This window comes from Dictyobacter vulcani (assembly GCF_008974265.1).
Lineage (GTDB): Bacteria > Chloroflexota > Ktedonobacteria > Ktedonobacterales > Ktedonobacteraceae > Dictyobacter > Dictyobacter vulcani.
Map to the genome: position 1 here is coordinate 2,289,080 of NZ_BKZW01000001.1, position 19,127 is coordinate 2,308,206.

Here is a 19,127-nt window from a genome sequence, read left to right on the forward strand (position 1 = left end):
CATTGTAACCGAAAAACTTCATTGTATACTGAATTGAAAGAGCTTTATATCTATTATCTCTTGGGGATCTTTTCAATAGTATGTTTCACGTGAAACATACCTTAGTTAAACAGAGAAAGCCACCTCCACCTCAGCAAATAAGCAGGAGCCCCCGCTGTAGCGGCAGGTCTTGAGCCTAATACGTTTCGGTTAGCGAGACGTGGAGAGATAGTTCGACGTGACCAGCAAGCAAGGTGTACGTGGAGAGGGCGCCACACGCGGAGGCCGCACTGCTACGTTTGCGCAGGCCAGCGTGCAAGCACGACTTCGCAGTGCTGTGGCGCCTATAGGGATCGTGTGCATCCTCCCCGTACCTTCTCGGAGAGGATCACGAAACAGGATCCGTCTCGGTGTAGGCGCCACAGGCATGCGATGCTCGTTGAGCCCCTCGCTCCACCATCACGCCGCATGCCGGCCTCCGCGTGTGGCGCCCTCTCCACGTACTATTTTTATGGCCACAAAAGCGCTTCAACGAAAAATATTGGGTCTTGAGCCCGCGACCACTTCACGTCCGACAAGACACCATCCTGACGTGGGACACGCTTTGATATGCTCTCCTCTGCACAACCACGTGTGTGAGGGACCTATCATACGTGAACTGTTTGCAGGCCCAAGACCTGCCGTTACGCGGAGAGACCTGCTCATGGGTCCTGACGTCGCAGTTACCGAATCTGTTACGTTGAACGTAGCCTTCACAGCTAATACTTTTCACTTAAGGGATTGAATGGCTGAAATGATAGCATGACGGTGAAGGAATACCTTCTCAAAGGATCAAGAGAGGTAAAACGTGTAGGTTCGCTTTTCTTGATCCGTAACTGCTCAGGACCCAGCTTCCCAAGCAATGGGAAGCGGGGAACCTTGAAAGACAGCAGCAAGGGCGTCGAGCATGGAATGCCCTTGCTTACGCATGGTGCTCAAATAACTGCGAATGGTACAGAAGGCAGTGGCACCCGCATCGCTGCGAAAGGTCCCGGAAATCTTTTGCTGCACCTTGATCATGCGTAAGTCGCGCTCCGCTAGATTGTTGGTAAAGGGCACGGTCAAGTCATCCACAAAAGCGAGCACTTGATCGGCGCGGTGGAGGAAGGCATCAAGGAGATTTTTGCCAGGATCTTGTTTGGGACGACCCCGTTTGCGGGCGGCGGTGGGCTCCGGTGGCGGGTGCGCCTCATCCCAGGCACGATAGCCACGCCCAATCACCTCAAAATACGCAGCCAACCAGCGTGTGCGGATCGCTGGATCAAGGGTCTTTTGACCACAGGCGCGCGCCTGCTTGGTCGCCTCACTTAGTTCAAGCAAGACAATGTACATCTCTTGCGCCCATGGTTGTTTTTCTTCTTCTGCAACAAACAAGCAATCACGCAACAGATGGGCTCCACACAGGCTATGCTCACAGCGATACTGATCATAGCTTTTCCAGCGATCGTGCACGAGCCGACCCGTGTAAAGAGGCAGCAGTCCCATCTCATTCATGGCCTCATGCCCTCGCTTGCGATGCCAGTGGTAGATCGTAAGAGCACGTGTGCTCACAACGTGAAACCAATGCAAGATCCCCTCAATACGACCACCCGTCTCGTCCACATGGGCCAGTCGGCTCTGCAGCACGAGTCGTTCAAGGGCTTGCTGCGTCAAGGACAAGTTCTTGGCTGCCTCACGCACCCAATTGACGATGCTCCCTTCACTCACGGTGCCTAAATGCAGATCAGCAAAGAGTTCGGTGATCCTTTCGAGAGGCAAGAGCTGGAATTGGGAAAGATAGACGGCCAACCCTCGCACATTGGGACCATACTGGGCTGCTGCATCCACTCCTGGGGGAAAGTTCCCGCAGGATCGCCCACCACATCTGGGACAGATCTGCTCGATCTGCTGATGTTCCCTCACCTGCAAACGCAGGGGTGGCAACTCATGCACTTGACGACGTTCCTTCAGCACCCCTACTGTCTGCGATAAGGGGTGCTGACAGTGCTGGCAGTCTCTGGCTCGGTGCTCAATCACCTCATCTGGCGTTTCCACCTGAGCCAATTGATGACCGCTGTGACCCTTTTGCCCTCCACTCTTTTTCTGGCTTTTCTCTCGCCGTTTTTGCTGGCGCTTGTACCCATCGCTGGAAGGAGGTTTACTACTATTGCGGCTGTCTTTGGCCAACCGTTTTTCCAGTTCCAGATTGCGCAGACGCTCTTTGAGCAACTGCCCTCGCAGTTCCTCGATGTGCTGATCTTGCTGTTTCACCTTCTCTTGCAGTTCGCTGTATGCGATTTTCAACTCGCGAAATGCGCTTTGTAGCTCCCTAACGTCTTCTTCTCTCATGTTCACATTTTATCAGCTTTTCCCTTTGTGGAAAAGGGGTTCTGAGTAGTTACCTTGATCCTTTGAAGTCACTGGGCCTCTGATCGGCTCAGATGCTTTCGTCAATCTCGTCCAGAAAAAGGCTTAAGTGAAAAGTATTAGCCTTCACAGCTGCCACTACGGTGGGGGCTTTGATTGGGCGCCAACCATGCATGAGCATAATAGGTAGCATCAAGGAATAACAATCAGCGATGATCCAAATCCGGGAGATTCGCTATCTATATCAGATTTCTTGACACCACAATCTAACCACCAGTACACTGAACCATCACCAGCACCAAAAGCATAGAGTCTATCGATCGCGGCGCAGTAGAGATAAAATATTCCATGTTTCACGTGAAACGTACTTGCCTGCAAAGCTAAATTTCGAAACCACCTGAGCTCTCCCGTATGACGGTCCAGGGCCACCAGTGAACATTGCTTTATTTGAGAATCATCTTCCTCAAATTCTTCTTGTTGATATGCTCCAGCTAAACAGAGGTACAGCATATCATTTTCAATACATGGCTTTAATCCAGCAGTCCTACCAACAAAATGCTCCCATCGCAACTCTCCATTTTGCGCATTTAATGCGTACACTGTAGTTGCTCCCATGCAATATGTCGTATCTTTATCACAAACGGGTGCGTCAAAGATAGGATCAGGCAATAAATCAGAGCGCCAGTTTTGCTGTCCAGTATCAGCGGCGAAGGCATAAACATAACTACCTTCTGGATCTAAATCAGCGATTGTGTAGATTGCTTTATTGCTCAGGGTATAAGCCAGAATTTTTTGTGGCATCTGTATTGATGTCTTCCATTGTGGCCTGGTAGTCTGCAAGTTCAAAGCATAAAGATTATTCTGATCACTACCATATAAAATGCCATCAGCAATAATGAGTTCTATCGAGCCCAGGGGTATATCCTGGAGAGGAGGAATCTCGTATGTTGCAAGTAGGACACCAGTGGTCGTATTCAGTGCATAGAGGGTTCCTTGAAATGACAACACGTACAGGACGGTATCTATCAAGGTCATGGCCATCAATTCATTAACTTGCATTCCAGCTTTGACAAGATAAGGTGAAATACACATAGACCAGATTTCCTGGCCTGTGCTGGCTTGCAGTGCATAGACAATACCGTCGCGCTGGGATGCATATACATAGACAACACCTTTATCAAAGATCAGGTCGGGTCCTAATCCAGCTATTTCTCGTTGCCAGAGGATAGTTCGCTCGTTCATACTGGCTTTATAGATTGATGAATGCCAGGTAATATAAATGCCACGATCAGTTAATTTAGTGCTCTTTGTGAATAGCGTTTTCATCCAATGTACTCACCTGTCTCTTGTTTTTTTTTCCTGTCTACTCCTTGATACGTTGCCTGGCTGACAAAATGTACATTCTTTATATCCGCTCTGCCAGCAGGCTTCAACCAGGAAAATGTGTCACAAGATTTTTTACATCTGTCAAAAGATTATCTATCCGTCTTTACGTATTTATATATCCATGGGTAGCAGACAGGCATGGACTAACGCATAATTTCACCACCATTGATCAGCAATGTCTGTCCAGTCATAAATGAGGCCACCGGCGATGCCAGAAACAGGGCTGTTTGTAATATATCGTCAGCAGTTCCCCAGCGTTGCATGGGAATATCCTTGACGGCTTTTTGACGCGATGTTTCGGAGAGGGTCTGGGACCATTCGTTTTCTATCCGACCAGGGGCAATGCAATTAACACGCACCTGAGGGGCGAACTCGCTGGCCAGACAACGTGTCAGGGACATAATAGCGCCTTTGCTGATGGCATACATCTGATTCGGCAATCCTGGTGCACCATCCAGTGCACGATCCCAGCCAGTGGTTAAAATACACCCTCCCTCACGCATATAGGGTTGAACTTCCCGGCAACTGCGCCAGGTTCCCATGATATCGACGCCGACCATACGCTCAAACACTTCAATCTCGGTCATCCCCTGAATTTCGTCTGTGTTGGCACTGGCTCCGGCATTATTGATCCATACGTCGATTAATCCTAGCTGCTCATATGCGTTTTTCACCAGTTGAGCTACTTCTTCGGGGCGGCGTAAATCGGCCTGGGCTAAAAATGCTTTGCCTCCCTGTGCTTCAATCTGTTGGACCACTTCTTCAGCACCTTGTCTGGCATGTCCATAATGTACCAGTACTGTCGCTCCTTGCTCCGCAAAGCCAAGAGCTAATCTACGCCCGATACTGCGCCCCGCTCCTGTCACAACAACCGTTTTTCCCGTGAACATCTTACACCTTCCTTTTTATGAATAACCTATGGCTACATTAAACAACATGCCGTTCAATCGTGTGAGCTGTGAGTAGACAGGCATAGTTATAGGATTTCCCCTGAAATCTTTGCGTGAATAAACATAAGTGTTACACTAGTAGGGTCAAACTGTTCAATGTTGATCAGTATTCTTCACGTGAGAAGGTATCCAGTGTGGAGTGCAGCGATGCACAACATGAAAGGAGTTACACTACCTGTGAGCCAATCTACCTCTTCAACAGATTCATCAACTCCAGCGGGCTTATCTATGGATGAACAGCTTGCTCTTCTTCGCCGCTTGCGCAGCGATATCCTTATAGCCTATCGTCCCCATATTCAAGAGGGTGCGGGCCCTATTCGTGTCATGGCGCGTATTGTGGCTGAGTTAGAACAGGCCTGCCGGGAACATGCTATCTCAGATGAACTTATCCGTGCCGAAGTTGTTAATCGCACTATTGGTGATATCGATCTACGCCAGGTAGTAGAATGCGAAGGCGAACCTGGTGGACCCTGGGATTATCGTATGCTGGCCGATGAGTTAGGTATTGCTTTACCTGGTGAGCAACTACATGGCTATACAGCTACGGGTGAGACATATCTCTGGCTGCGTGAACAAATGCAAACATGCGAGCGCCACTTACTCAGTCAGGGCTTTGATCCACGCGTTTATGATATCTATGGCATTGGCAATCCAGTTCTGCGCGGCTGGTTAGCCGGAGAAATGGGCCGCTGGGGTATCGAGGTCACACATCGGAATATTCATCTCAGCCTGGGTGCTATGGATGGGATTGATAACGTTTTGCGTGGTCTGGCCCATCTGGCTCGTACACAGAAGAAAGAGTCGATCGCGATTCTTTTTCCTGAACCAGGTTTCGGTGTTCCCGAGTGGCAGGCCCTCAGCTATGGCTATCACATTTATCGCTATAGTACGGCTGCGGAAAACCATTTTAAATTGACTGGTGAGCAGTTGGATCAGATCCTTACCGAGCGCCAGGATATTTCTGTGCTGTATCTGACAATTACAAATAATCCGACTGCATTTGCTTATACGCCTGAGGAGTTGAATGATCTTCACGCGGTACTACGTCGCTATCGCGAGCATGGCCGTAAGGTCTTTATCCTGGCTGATCTTGCCTATATTGGAACGGGCAAACCAGAGGAGGATCAGGCGCGTATGGCTACGTTCACACAGCCTGATGTACTTAAACATACGATCTTTGTGAGCAGCTTTTCTAAAACCTATACCTTGACTGGTGAGCGTCTGGGTTGGGTCACATGTGGTGATCCTGATATTGCGGCTGGCATCTCTGTCAGCTGGTCTAATGGTCTGGCTGCACTTCCAGGTGAATGGCAGTTGCGCTTTATGGCCTATTATCGTCTCTTCCAGGAACGCCCCTTACTTGCAGAAAAACTGCGTCGCTTTTATCGTTTAAGGCGTACACAATTACTCGCACAACTACGCTCTATCGATGAACAGTTTCATCTCTTCGATCAGATTTACATAGATGATGATGCCACAGTCTATAATTGGAGCAAGCTCAAGGAAGGAGTAGATGCATTTGCGCTGTTTGAAAAAACAGGTATTGCTGGCGTTCCAGGAACTGGATTTGGTTACGATGATGCCTATATCCGTTTTTCTATCGGTGTAATCCCTATCATTCCAAAAGAAATCCTATAAGAAAAAAATATGTATAGTGAAATGGGTAACTGCACCACGCAAAATGCCCACTTCACTATATACCATGTACCGACAACGCTTGTCGCTGCAACCTCGTACCGGCAGCGCTTGTCGCTGCGATCAGTACACGTATGACCAGGCCCCACCACAACCGCAAAGCATCATATACAGACATATAACCATTTAGCAATAACACTATAACCGCAACTAACTAAATCCCCAATATTAACCTCTCGTTTCAAACCTTCCATAACACAGGCAAAAATAGTATCTATAATTTTATTAGAGTGCGATTTTCTCCTCATTTTTCTTCTATAGTTACTTTACACACAGCAGCTAAAACACTACTATTTCTTTTGTCTGCTAAGCTCGTAACTCAGACATATTGCTAGTTTCGTCTGCAGGTGATAATCTTGTAGTTAGAGAAATGAAGGTGACGGGACTATTTGGTGGATTCCCATGTGGACTGTAAGAGTACCGGCAAACCATCATTGAAGTATTTCAAGGCCGAAATGCGCCAGCAGTTCATCTCTCAGGAGTCTGAAAACAAATAGCAATAGCCGGTGTATCATATATCGGCCAGGCTAAACTGTGGTCAATCATAGTATAGAACGTGTTCCAGTGCTGCAACCGTCATTGATTTTTGACACACTATAAGCCCTCTATCATCAGGAGATGAATTGATTGTTGGAGGCAGGACTGTAAGTCTGCTTTCCTGGGCAATTTTTACACAGGGTTACAACAATATTATAAGGAGAAAACGCATGGCAACCCGCGTAGGCATTAATGGCTTCGGGCGTATTGGACGTCAGTCGCTCAAAGCAATCCTTGAAAATCACTCCAGCGAATTAGAAGTTGTTGCTGTCAACGACCTCACTGATACTAAAACAAATGCCCACCTTCTAAAATATGATTCCACCTATGGACGTTTCCCGGGCGAGGTTGAAGCTACGGCAGAAAGCTTGATTGTAAATGGTCATGAGATCAAGGTTATCGCCCAGCGCGATCCATCTCAAATTCCCTGGGGCGATCTGGGTGTCGATATTGTAGTTGAGTCGACAGGCCTTTTCACAGATGCAGACAAGGCGGCCGCTCACTTAAAAGGTGGCGCCAAAAAAGTTATTATCTCGGCTCCTGCTAAAGGTGAGGATCTGACGATTGTTCTGGGTGTCAACCAGCATATGTATGATCCAGCCAAACATAATATTATTTCTAATGCTTCCTGTACGACAAACTGTCTGGCTCCTACTGCGAAGATTCTTAATGATACCTTTGGTATTGAGCGTGGTCTGATGAATACGATCCACTCTTATACCAACGATCAGCGTATCCTTGATCAGGTGCATAAGGATCTGCGCCGCGCTCGTGCTGCTGGTAGCAACATTATCCCGACCACAACTGGCGCTGCCCGCGCTCTGGCTCTGGTTATTCCTGAGTTGAAGGGTCGCTTTGATGGTATGTCACTTCGCGTTCCTACGGTTACCGTTTCGGTAGTAGATTTCGTGATTACGACACGCAAGGAAGCTTCGATTGAAGCTGTTAATGATGCCTTCAAAGAGGCTGCAGCCGGCTCACTGAAGGGTATTCTGGAATACACAGAGGAGCCTCTGGTCTCTACTGATTTCCGTGGCGATCCTCATTCCTCTATTGTTGATGGTCTTTCCACCATGGTGCTTGGCGGCAATATGATTAAGGTTCTGGCCTGGTACGATAACGAGTGGGGTTATTCAAACCGCGTTTCTGACCTGGCGGCCTTTATTGCTGAAAAAGGCTTCTAATTGCGTAGTTCTCGATGGCGTATGTTGCACAAAAATGTGTAGCTACGCCATTTTATGTGTCCAGGCATATTAATATATTGCTTGAACTAGTTATAGGACAAAGCGATGAATAAAAAGACCGTTCGGGATATTGATGTTGCAGGCAAGCGCGTACTGGTTCGAGTTGATTTCAATGTTCCTCTGACTGCAGAGCAGAAAATTACCGACGATACGCGTATTGCGGCTGCCTTGCCAACCATAGAGTACTTGCTGGAAAATGGGGCCGCGGTTATTCTTATGTCCCATCTGGGCCGCCCTAAGGGTCAGGTGGTTGAGGAAATGCGTTTACAGCCTGTTGCTGAACGCCTGGCTACACTCTTAAAGCGTCCCGTCCAGACGACAACGGATGCGATTGGTTCTGAAGCTGAGGCAAAAGCGAAAGCATTACAGCCGGGGCAGGTTCTGTTACTTGAGAATCTGCGCTTCCATAAAGAAGAGGAAAAGAACGATCCTGCGTTTGCTCATCGGCTGGCTTCACTGGGCGATATTTATGTGAATGATGCGTTCGGTACCGCCCATCGCGCCCATGCTTCAACCGAGGGCGTTACCCATTATCTTCCAGGTGTTTCGGGCTTTCTGGTGGAGAAAGAGCTGAATTTTCTGGGACATACACTGGAAAATCCAAAACGTCCTTTTGCTGCCCTGGTCGGCGGTGCCAAGGTCTCTGATAAGATCGCTGTGCTGGAACGTTTGATCAGTATCTCCGATGTTATCTTGATCGGTGGAGGTATGGCCAATACGTTTCTCAAGGCCCAGGGATTGGAGATCGGCGATTCGTTGTATGAGGAAGCGAAGGTGGCTGTGGCCAGAGATCTGCTGGCTCAGGCTCAACAACAGGGAAAAAAATTTCTGCTTCCTTCGGATGTGGTGATTGCTGATCGCTTTGCAGCTGATGCGGACCATAAAGTGGTTCCAGCTATAGATGTGCCGCAGGGCTGGCGCATTCTGGATATTGGGCCAGCTACTATTAAAGCGTTTCGTCAGGCACTTGCCGATGCTCAGACCATTATTTGGAATGGTACGATGGGTGTGGCTGAGATGCCTGCCTTCGCTAAAGGCACCAATGCGCTGGTTGGCATCTTAAGCGAACGTACCCAACAGGGCGCAACCACGATTATCGGTGGTGGTGACTCTGCTGCTGCTGTTGAGCAGGCGGGCGCGGCCAGACAGATGACGCATGTTTCAACTGGCGGTGGGGCCTCACTAGAATTCTTAGAGGGCCGCGTTCTACCTGGAGTTGCAGCTTTGCAGGATGCTTAAGACTAAAGATGATACAATTGGGTATCATCCCAATAAGTTATAAACTGTATAGGGAGCGGCCAGCCTGGTCGCTCCTTCTCAATTCGATAACGATATACGATAATGGATCTCTGACGATCCTCATTGGTAAAGGAGCAACGTATGACGACCGTTCGTACCGCTATTATTGCTGGTAACTGGAAAATGAATCTTGGACCTCAACAGGCATCACGCTTTGTTGCTGAAATTCTTCCAGAGCTTGGCAAAATTGTTCAGCAGCATTCTCATATTATGAGTATTCTCTGTCCGCCTGCTATTTCTCTGGCTGCTGTTCATCAAGTCATGCAGTCGGTTCCTACCCCTGGAGTTGAACTAGGGGCACAGAATATGTACTTTGAGGATAAAGGGGCCTTTACAGGAGAAATCGCTCCTGGAATGGTGAAGGAGTTGTGTTCGGCTGTTATTCTGGGCCACTCTGAGCGTCGAGGTTATTTCCATGAGACCGATGAGCTCGTCAATAAAAAGGTTCATGCCGCTTTACATTATGACTTGCTTCCTATTGTGTGTATAGGGGAAAATACTGATCAGTATGAATCGGGCGAGACACAGGCGGTAATCAAAGCACAGGTTGAACAGAGTCTGGCTGGACTGAATGAAGAACAGGCTGGCAAGATTGTCATCGCCTATGAACCTATCTGGGCTATCGGCACTGGCAAAGCTGCTTCCGCTACTGAAGCTGGCCATGTTATTCATCTTATTCGCCATATCTATGCGGAAATATATGGGGATACGGCGGCGCAAGCAATTCGTATTTTATATGGTGGTAGTGTAACTTCCGCTAACATTGGCGAGTTTATCGCTCATCCTGATATTGATGGTGGCTTGATCGGTGGAGCAAGCATCAAATCAGATTTCGTAGAAATAGTGCGTAAATCTGCTGAAGTTATAAACAGTTAATATTAACAATAAAAGCAATATTTTTTAGAGAGAAAGTATAGATTATGCTTTCTCTTTATTTTTTAACTTTCATTATTATTCTTCAATTTATTGAGTACACAAGAAATAACTGCACTACGCTACAAAATAAAGCAGTATGCCCACTAACAAAAGCTCTTGAGGTGGTCAGTGAATGGCTTATAGATGTCTCAAGCACTCATTATACTAGCGAGAACAGCAAAGCCCTTTCCTCGTCCTTAGAATTCATTCTGGATGGTTTCATATTTATGTTGTTGGTATGAATGGCCTGAAGATTACTATTTGAATTTTATGGCTCTATCTTTCCACAGTGTGGATAACTTTTCCACATATGTAGGGATCAGGAAAAAACACGAAAGATGTGGAAAAGTTATCCACATTCTCCCTGTTGTTTTTCAGAATCTGACAATGTGGCTATTTCTTTGCTTGTTATACTTTTTATCTGAAGGTGGAAGCCATTCTACAGCGATACATAAAAAAAAGTGAGCCGTTGGATAAACGACTCACTCTAGAGCTTATTCACAAAGTTATCCACATATGCACAGACTTATACACATGTGGATAAAAAACAGTTAGTCCAGATAATCTTTAAGCTTACGGCTGCGACTTGGATGCCGCAATTTGCGCAGTGCCTTGGCTTCAATCTGACGAATACGTTCACGTGTGACATGAAACTCTTTGCCAACTTCTTCCAGTGTACGGCTGCGCCCATCATCCAGTCCAAAACGCAGTTGCAGCACTTTTCGTTCGCGCTCCGTTAAACTATCCAGCACGTCTTCGACCTGCTCTTTGAGTAACTGGTGGCTGGCGGCTTCAGCTGGTGCCAGAGCAGTCTGGTCTTCCAGAAAGTCACCAAGATGGCTGTCGTCTTCTTCACCAATGGGTGTCTCCAGACTGACTGGTTCCTGGCTGACTTTGATGATCTCACGTACTTTTTCAGCACTGATCTCCATCTGCTCGGCAATTTCTTCCGAGGTAGGTTCGCGTCCGAGATCCTGTAGCAGTCGGCGGCTGATACGGATCAAGCGATTGATGGTTTCAACCATGTGTACCGGAATACGGATGGTACGTGCTTGATCGGCAATTGCACGTGTGATTGCCTGTCGGATCCACCAGGTGGCATAGGTGCTGAATTTGAAGCCTTTGGTGTAGTCGAATTTTTCGACCGCACGAATCAGGCCGATATTTCCTTCCTGGATCAGGTCCAGCAGGTTCATTCCACGGCCAATGTATTTTTTAGCGACGCTAACAACCAGACGCAGATTAGCCTCGGTCAGACGACGCTGGGCCTCTTCACCATCTTCGACGTATTTGCGGTTCGGCTTAACCTTGAGACGCTCTGCACGCAGACGCTCTTGCTTGCCACGCTCCATCAAGTGGGCCAGGCGCACTTCTTCTTCGGCGTTTAACAAGGGCACACGGCCAATCTCACGCAAGTACATACGCACAGGATCATCCAGGCTGCTCTCAAGGTCAGCTACGACAATCCCCAGGTTCTCTCCGAGCTCATCCCATTTCGGATCTGCCAGGATTTCTGCATCCACTGCTGCAACTTCTTCGGGACCAGGCTCCCAGTCGGCTGGTGGCTCTTTGGTCGGATCCAGGGCATCCATAGGTTCTTCGTCCTGCAATTTAAACAGGTCAAATGCCTCGCTGTCTCCAACGGGTGCCGGTGGGTTTGCCGCTGGAACGTGAGCATGATGACCGACGGTGTCAATATTAAAGACATCTGCCGTATCACTTAACATGGTTTGATCCATATTAAAATGTTCAAGTTCAAAAACATTATTCAATGGCCCTGTACTGATTGTACTGACGTTACCACGGTCATTTTGTACTCGATCCATTACTTCTTGGTCCCGATTAACCATTCTGGCATCCCCCTTCAGAAAACAGGCCTAATAGATAAACGATAAATGATAACAATTCCTGCTCTCTGGTCCGATTTGGTAAAAATGATTTTTTATTGCCGCTCAGTTAGATCACGGCGAGTGTTTTGTCTGTTCGTTGTGCTCGACAGGCGGTTTACCCTTGTAACCGCGTAGCTGTATTCAGGGTCAATATTTGTCTCTGAATCGCCACAGATTGCAGCTGAAGCTGCCTGACAGCACTTCTATCCCCGGCCGCGGCGGCTTCTTGTAAGAGAAATTTTAGTTCTGTATTTAATTGTTCCAGGCTCTTTTTCTTGAGACGTGTGGCGCACTGGGTCGCTTCTTTTATCAGCACATCCGCGTCTCGTGGAGACATCGCCTTAACGCTCTCAAGAACTCTAGCTACTGCGGGCATCAGTGCCGAAGGCACGAGTTGTTCTAAGGATTGGTATGAAGGGGAAGATTCACGTTGATACACAGAGTTGAGTAAGTGGTACAACTCCCGCGTGTCTGTCCCGGCGAAGTCATCTTCGTTAATTATAACACAAACATGTGGACATAGGCCTGGATTTTGCAAGAGTAGCCCGATAAGGTAGTCTTCCCATTTTAGCGTACTCCGATCAGTTCTGTCAAGCCCGATCCTTGTTTGTGTCATCTCACTCTTTTTATCAGTATTACCCTTTCCACTTACTGCTACCGGTCTGTCTTCTTCATCTTCAAGGATTGATTTTTCTTTGCTCGAAGGCTGAGATTGTCCTGCCTGCCAACCTTTTCCACTAAAATCTGCGGTCACACCTGCGATTTGTTGACCACGCATGGTTCTTTGCAATTCAGCATATAAATTGCGCTCGTCGATGCTGATCATGCTGGCTAACTTGCGAATATAAGCGTCACGCTTGATGCGGTCGCTTATCATTCCAATTACGGGCAGGAGTCTTCTGGCTGCTTCTGTTTTTCCCTCTGGCTCCCGCATATTAAGATCAACTGTCTTGACTGTAAAGTAGTAATCAATCAGCGATAGTGGATGGTTGACGGCGTAAAACCAGGTGGGGAAATCACGTCGGATTACTTCGTCTGGATCTTCACCTGGCGGGAGCTGCAGGACGTTGATTTCAGCGTCTACTTGCTCCTCAAGGCGAATTATGCCACGCGTTTGCGGTTGCTTGTTGAATTTTTGCTGGCCTTTTTGACTCGGCTGACGTGAAGCATGATTGGTACTTCCACCAGCAAGTGGCACTGGTACCATCGTACGATCAAATCCCTTGAGCGCTTCTTTGATACCTTGCTCTGTCGCTGCATTGCCTGCGGCATCCGGATCAAGCGCCAGTGTAACTTGCCTAGTGAGCTTTTTTAGTTTTTGAATGTGCTTCTCGGTAATTGCGCTACCAATACAGGCCACGGTCTGTTTGGTTCCGTATTGATGAGCAATAACAGCATCTACGTACCCTTCTACTATAACAACCTGTCCAACTTGCTTTATTGCATCTTTCGCCATATCAATTGCATATAAGACTGTATTTTTCTCAAATAACATTGTCTGAGGCGAATTAAGATACTTTGGCTTGCTTTCCCCTAGCGCACGTCCTCCAAATCCAATCACACGCCCGCGATCATCTCGTATGGGAAAGATCAGTCGGTTGCGAAAGTAGTCATAGATGCCGTTGCGTTCACCTCCAAAGTTTTCATTCTCGCGCCAACGTGCTAATCCACCGATTACCAGCTCTTGTTCAGTGTAGCCACGACTCAAGAGGTAACGGGATAAACCATCCCAGTGCTCACCAGCATAACCCAGACTAAATGAAAGAACACTCTCGGATGAGACCCCTCGACTCTCAACGTAGGCTCTTGCGCCTTCGGCTTCTTTGGATCTTAAGAGCATCTGATGAAACCAGAGTAACGCGTCTTCGTTGAGCTTCCGTAAACGCTCCCTGGCCGCACTCGCTTCTCTTTCTTCTTCTGGATTACTTCCATTATGCTCTTCAACAGCTACTCCGGCTTTCTCAGCTAGATAGAGTAGCGCTTCATGAAAGTCAAGTCCTTGCTGTTTTTGTACGAAGGAAAATATGTCTCCTCCTTCGTTACACCCAAAACAGTGCCAGGTCTGGGACTCCCTGAATACGTAGAATGATGGTGTGCGCTCATTGTGGAAAGGGCAGAGTCCCTTCATGGACTTGCCTGATTTCTGTAATGTCACAACCGCACTTATTTCATCCACCACGTCTATCTTTGCTTTGATTGTCTCAATTGCTGCTGTCATTGCTTAATCTTTGCACGTTTAGGGAACACTGCTCCCTCTATAGGTTTCTCTGTTTCCATTGCTGCTGTTACACCCTTACGCTTGGACAAAACGACACCAGGCTCGGGCTGAGATTGCTTTCGCGGAGTTGTATTTCAACAATAGAACGTGCGATCTTGCTAAAAGTCGCGTGTATAGCTATTCCGATCCACATTTGTGCCATGTTTTGCCGATTTACACTGCGTTGGTCAGATTAAAAGTATATGCACAAATATACGAAACTTCTGAAGGTGTTATACCTATTGTACTACTTGTAACGATAGGAGCTACGTGATGATGGTGAAGATAGGACATCTGGGCATGTTTACGCAGTTTTCGATTTCCTCTGTTTTCTTTTCCAGGACTTTTTGTTTCAAGACCATTGTATAACTAAATAGCCTCTCCTTGCTAATCCTTTTGTCCTCTCTTCTTAAACCTGACTCCATCTGGTTGGATGTATTCTGGTGGCTCCTGGCTTCGATGATTGTCATACTCCTGGATTTAGAGCAGATGTTCTTCAAATCCTTTTTTTTCGGTCCCACGCCAAAGTTATCCACAGCACTATACTACTAAGAATATATATATTTTTAAAAAAATTTATAAAACAGTAGTAGTAGGGGATGTGGAAAAGTGGATAACTTTTTTTTTGACCCTTTTTTTGAGATATTTTGATTCTCCATAAAGTGGCTTCCAGGGCGGGCTAAAGGCACTGAAAAAAAGTTATCCACACAGACGTTCAGGCAGCAGAATTTATGTGGATAGACGGTGGATAACCTGGGGATAACTTTTCCACATATGAATAACTGTTCAGAAACGAAGCATACTTATCCACAGGTTATCCACAGGTTATCCACAACTTATCCACAGGTTATCCACCGCTTTTTTTTCCGGTGGATAAGTTTTCCACACCGAGTGTGGAAAAGTAAGATCGTTGTGGATAAATCCCCGTTTTCTGACAATCTATACATTTTTGGCAGCCTGGATTGAATATATTCGATAGATTATTGTCAAAAAATTGACATTTTTGTCCCTTTTATTCAGGATGCTTGCTTAAGAAATGTCATGACATCCTGGTTCCAGAAGTATATTGATGATGACAACTTGGTTCCGACAAACGATGAGCGATGACATCTTGGCTCCAGAAAAAAAAGTTATCCACAGAAAATGTGGATAACTTGATGCTTTTTTCGTCTGACTTGTCCGTACCTGTGGATAATGTGGAAAAGTTATCCACAGAAAATGTGGATAAGTCTGCCAGTTATATGGCTTATGTAACTTTATCTCTATGCTGTGGATAAGTTATCCACAGCGATTGTGGATAACTTTTTTTCTGTGAGGATTTCGGGAGGTTTATGTGACATATATAACCAGTTATATAGCAGGCTATAGATAATGTGGATAATGTGGAAAACTTATCCACAGAAAATGTGGATAAGTTGATGCACTGTTAGGATCCTGTGAGTTTTTGTGAGGATCTCGGGAGGTTTATGGGATCTGTTATATAGCCTGCTATATAACTTGATAACTGGCTATATAGCAGGCTATAGATAATGTGGATAATGTGGATAACTTTTCCACAGCGATTGTGGATAAGTTAGATTTATGTCGAGTTGATAGCAAGACACTCAATGCTAGTTATATAACTGGTTATATGGATTGATAGTACCCCTGTCAACTAGACATAACAAATGTGGATAATGTGGATAACTTTTCCACATTTTTTGTGGAAAACTTTTTGATGTGAAAATAGTGTGAAATGTTTATAACCAGTTATATAACTAGCTATGTGGAATTGTGAGGATCTCGGGAGGTTGGTGAGAGGTTTTCCACAGTGTTTGTGCAAAAACTATGTTTATAGGAAAAATACATGAAAAATGTGTCTACATTGACTTTTTTGTCAGAAAACAACTTGCGAAATGACTCGTTGTTCATTTCTAGCGATGAGGTAGATTGCTACGGATCGATGCTCTTTCTGGGTGGAGAAACGCAATAGTTATCCACAAAAAATGTGGATAACTATTGTATAAATGTGCAGAACTTTGTTTTGAGCTCGCTTGAATGCTCTTTATTGATGGAGTAACATGCTTTCTGGACGCTCTATTCGCATTTGTACGAGCCTGTTGTAGATGCGTAGCAACTCTGCGGTGCTTAGCAGTCCTGCACTTTGTGGACCTGGATGTTGAGGGTTGTCTCCGTCAAAGATGTTTTCACATGTTCCTAGTAGGCCTACGCTAAATCGTTCTCGGATTGGTTCCAGGAGTTGCATGCCTTTACGCCATAAGTATTCTTGAAACAGCTGACTGTCTTGTTCGATTTCCGGTTCTCCCCATTGCGTGAGCATCGCGTCTATATATGGTCCTATGAGCCAGATCCAACTGCTTCCTTGGTGTAAGGAATGGTGTTGTTTGTCTGGCTGTCTGGCGTCTATCTCGAGGTGGCCTTGATAGCCAGGTTCGTGTGGTGCAAGTGTGCGCAGACCATAGGGAGTGACCAGGTGCTGAGTGATGGTTTCAAAGACCTGCCGCCGATAGGATTGTTCCAGCATGCTATGTGGAAGTGCTATGGCAAACAATTGATTTACTCTCAGGCTGTCATCGTCTCCGTTTGGACCGTCAATAACGTCGTAGAGGTAGTTACGATCGGGATTCCAATAGCGTTGTTGAAAGTTGTGCTTGCAATGGTTGGCGTGTTGCTGATAGGTGCTGGCGTCGTAACCAATGTGCCCTATGTATCCAAGCCGCTCGGACCAGCCCTGCATGAGTATGAGTGCATAATACCAGAGGGCGTTGAGCTCTACTGGTTTACCTGCTCTCGGGGTGACTGGTTTGCCATTATGATATTCATTCATCCAGGTTAAGGCTTTTCCTGTTTTCTCTGCCCTGAGTAGGCCGTCGGCTCTATCTAGTTGGATTCCATGGTGGGTTCCTTGAATATAACGATTAATGCTTTCTGCTAGCCGTGGAAACAGCTCTTCTAAAAATTCGTAATGGTGCGTTGCCTTCAGGTACTGGTCCAGTGCATAGAAATACCAGAGGGTAATATCGGCACTGCTATAATCATGATCTGTCAGAGCTTGCTGCTCTGCAGGTAAACGGTCGGGAAGCATGCCTCCTATAAAGTAGCTGGCGAGTTCTTTCAGGTAGTGATGGGCTTCCTGATAGTGTCCTGTTACCAGGAGGATTCCTGGAATGGCGATTAATGCGTCACGTGTCCTGTATTCCAGGTTAAAGTAGTCAGATAACAGGCGTATTGCGCCTGCTGTTTCTCTCTTGATATTACTGGCATGAGTTGATGGGCGACTTGCTTTGCCTGACTCTAGACGTTCTGTGGTCTGGCTGTATCGTGCGATAAAATGCTCACTGGCATGAAGAAGTTGTTGGAGATAACTTTGCCCTCCTGCGTATGTATCTGAAGTGGTTGTGAGTGGGAGCAGGTGAAGCTGACGATCTTGCTTACTGTCTGACTCTCCTGCCATTGTGGACTGTGGCTGGAGCGCTTTTTGTAGTGTGCTCTGGCGTTGCTCTATGTTCTTCTTATATAGTAGCGTAATTGTTTCTGGTTGGTAGAGCTGACTACTGAGCTCTTCTGCACTGACGATGATGGTCAGGCTGGAGCTGCTGTCTGGATAGAGTGTTGCTCGTATGACACCTGGTAGATAGAGGTCGTCGGTGTCTGGTTGTCCCGCTACTGTATTGCAGCGTCTCAGGAAGTTCCAGTACCAGACTCCTGTTGGTATGAAGGTGGCTTGCGCTTCTGGCTTTCCAATGGCCAATAGGTGATAAGGGCTGGTTGCTGCTTCTGTAAAGATGCTGCATCCAGCTGTGCCGGTGGGAAGAATTGTTTGACTGGCGCTTTCTGCCGTTGATGTTTCCGAGCTATGCATTTGAATGTGGAAGCGGGCTGCTGTATTGCCACGCTGGGGGCTGTCATAAGGACGATAGGCCACCAATGGTAAGAGGGTCAGCATAAGTGGTTCTGGCTTGTCGGGCTCGCTCGCATACTTTAATCGCCCACTGTTATTTGTGGGTGGACTTGTGGTGGGATTGACTTTGTGGGCGGTTTTAGCACTCCGGGTTGGTTTTATGATTCGATATTGAATGTAGGTGGTGTTGAAGCCTTGTGCCATCCAGATATGTTTCTCTAAGATCATTCCATCTATCCCACCCAGCCGATAGGTAAAGATGGGAAAGCCGTTTTCCAGTCGGAAGGCTTCGAGATGCACAAATCCTGAGGGATTGAATGTTCCGTCTCGGTATTCGTTGGTGCCCAGGTAGTAGGTTCGCTGATCATAGCTGATCTCTTCATCAATTTTTGCCAGTAAAAGTTGTGGCTTTGTTGCCAGTGGTGGGGTTGCTATCAGTAGCCCATGTTGTATTCGTGTAAGCACGCCTGCAACTGTCCCTGCTGCGTATCCTCCCAGACCATTTGTGACGAGCCATTCACGTGAGATGGTTTCGTTGAGATCACAGCAGATGCTGCGATCAAAGCTGATGGCCATGCTAGACCCTCCAAGCCCTCTCAATGTAAATTCTGTGACTACGAATGGACAGCAGTATTGTCGTGTTTTTTTGAATTTGAGTTTATACCTGGCCATTTGATAGTGTATCACACT

At 46.8% G+C, this 19,127-nt stretch carries 10 protein-coding genes; 4 read left to right on the plus strand and 6 right to left on the minus strand.

The window, feature by feature from the left end; translation table 11 throughout:
- Nucleotides 1-858: 858 nt before the first annotated feature.
- The 3 genes from tnpC to KDW_RS09680 form a co-directional block, all read right to left on the minus strand.
- Complete coding sequence (gene tnpC / locus KDW_RS09670) at nt 859-2,346, minus strand: IS66 family transposase (protein WP_151754426.1); 1,488 nt, start codon at nt 2,344-2,346, stop codon at nt 859-861.
- A gap of 210 nt (nt 2,347-2,556) precedes the next feature.
- Nucleotides 2,557-3,690: an outer membrane protein assembly factor BamB family protein gene (locus tag KDW_RS09675; protein WP_151755755.1), complete on the minus strand. Its 1,134-nt coding sequence runs from the start codon at nt 3,688-3,690 to the stop codon at nt 2,557-2,559.
- Between the two features lie 203 nt (nt 3,691-3,893).
- The gene (locus KDW_RS09680) at nt 3,894-4,640 is read right to left on the minus strand and encodes an SDR family NAD(P)-dependent oxidoreductase (RefSeq protein WP_151755756.1); all 747 of its coding nucleotides are present in this window, start codon (nt 4,638-4,640) and stop codon (nt 3,894-3,896) included.
- Nucleotides 4,641-4,877: 237 nt separating this feature from the next.
- Between KDW_RS09680 and KDW_RS09685 the strand changes: the two genes are divergently transcribed.
- From KDW_RS09685 to tpiA, 4 genes are all read left to right on the plus strand, one after another.
- Complete coding sequence (locus KDW_RS09685; RefSeq protein WP_162005099.1) at nt 4,878-6,338, plus strand: pyridoxal phosphate-dependent aminotransferase; 1,461 nt, start codon at nt 4,878-4,880, stop codon at nt 6,336-6,338.
- Between the two features lie 764 nt (nt 6,339-7,102).
- The gene (gene gap / locus KDW_RS09690; RefSeq protein WP_151755758.1) at nt 7,103-8,116 is read left to right on the plus strand and encodes a type I glyceraldehyde-3-phosphate dehydrogenase; all 1,014 of its coding nucleotides are present in this window, start codon (nt 7,103-7,105) and stop codon (nt 8,114-8,116) included.
- A gap of 105 nt (nt 8,117-8,221) precedes the next feature.
- Entirely contained in the window at nt 8,222-9,415 is a 1,194-nt protein-coding gene (locus tag KDW_RS09695; RefSeq protein WP_151755759.1) for a phosphoglycerate kinase, read from the plus strand.
- Nucleotides 9,416-9,556: 141 nt separating this feature from the next.
- Complete coding sequence (tpiA, locus tag KDW_RS09700; protein WP_151755760.1) at nt 9,557-10,351, plus strand: triose-phosphate isomerase; 795 nt, start codon at nt 9,557-9,559, stop codon at nt 10,349-10,351.
- Between the two features lie 590 nt (nt 10,352-10,941).
- Here tpiA and rpoD read toward each other — a convergent pair.
- From rpoD to KDW_RS09715, 3 genes are all read right to left on the minus strand, one after another.
- The gene (gene rpoD, locus KDW_RS09705; protein ID WP_371876251.1) at nt 10,942-11,982 is read right to left on the minus strand and encodes an RNA polymerase sigma factor RpoD; all 1,041 of its coding nucleotides are present in this window, start codon (nt 11,980-11,982) and stop codon (nt 10,942-10,944) included.
- A gap of 412 nt (nt 11,983-12,394) precedes the next feature.
- Nucleotides 12,395-14,497 (minus strand): DNA primase, encoded by a 2,103-nt coding sequence (dnaG, locus tag KDW_RS09710; RefSeq protein ID WP_151755762.1) that lies wholly within the window; start codon nt 14,495-14,497, stop codon nt 12,395-12,397.
- 2,083 nt (nt 14,498-16,580) lie between these two features.
- A complete protein-coding gene (locus tag KDW_RS09715) occupies nt 16,581-19,013 on the minus strand; it encodes an amylo-alpha-1,6-glucosidase (RefSeq protein ID WP_162005100.1) in 2,433 nt (810 codons plus the stop codon).
- Nucleotides 19,014-19,127: the final 114 nt, after the last annotated feature.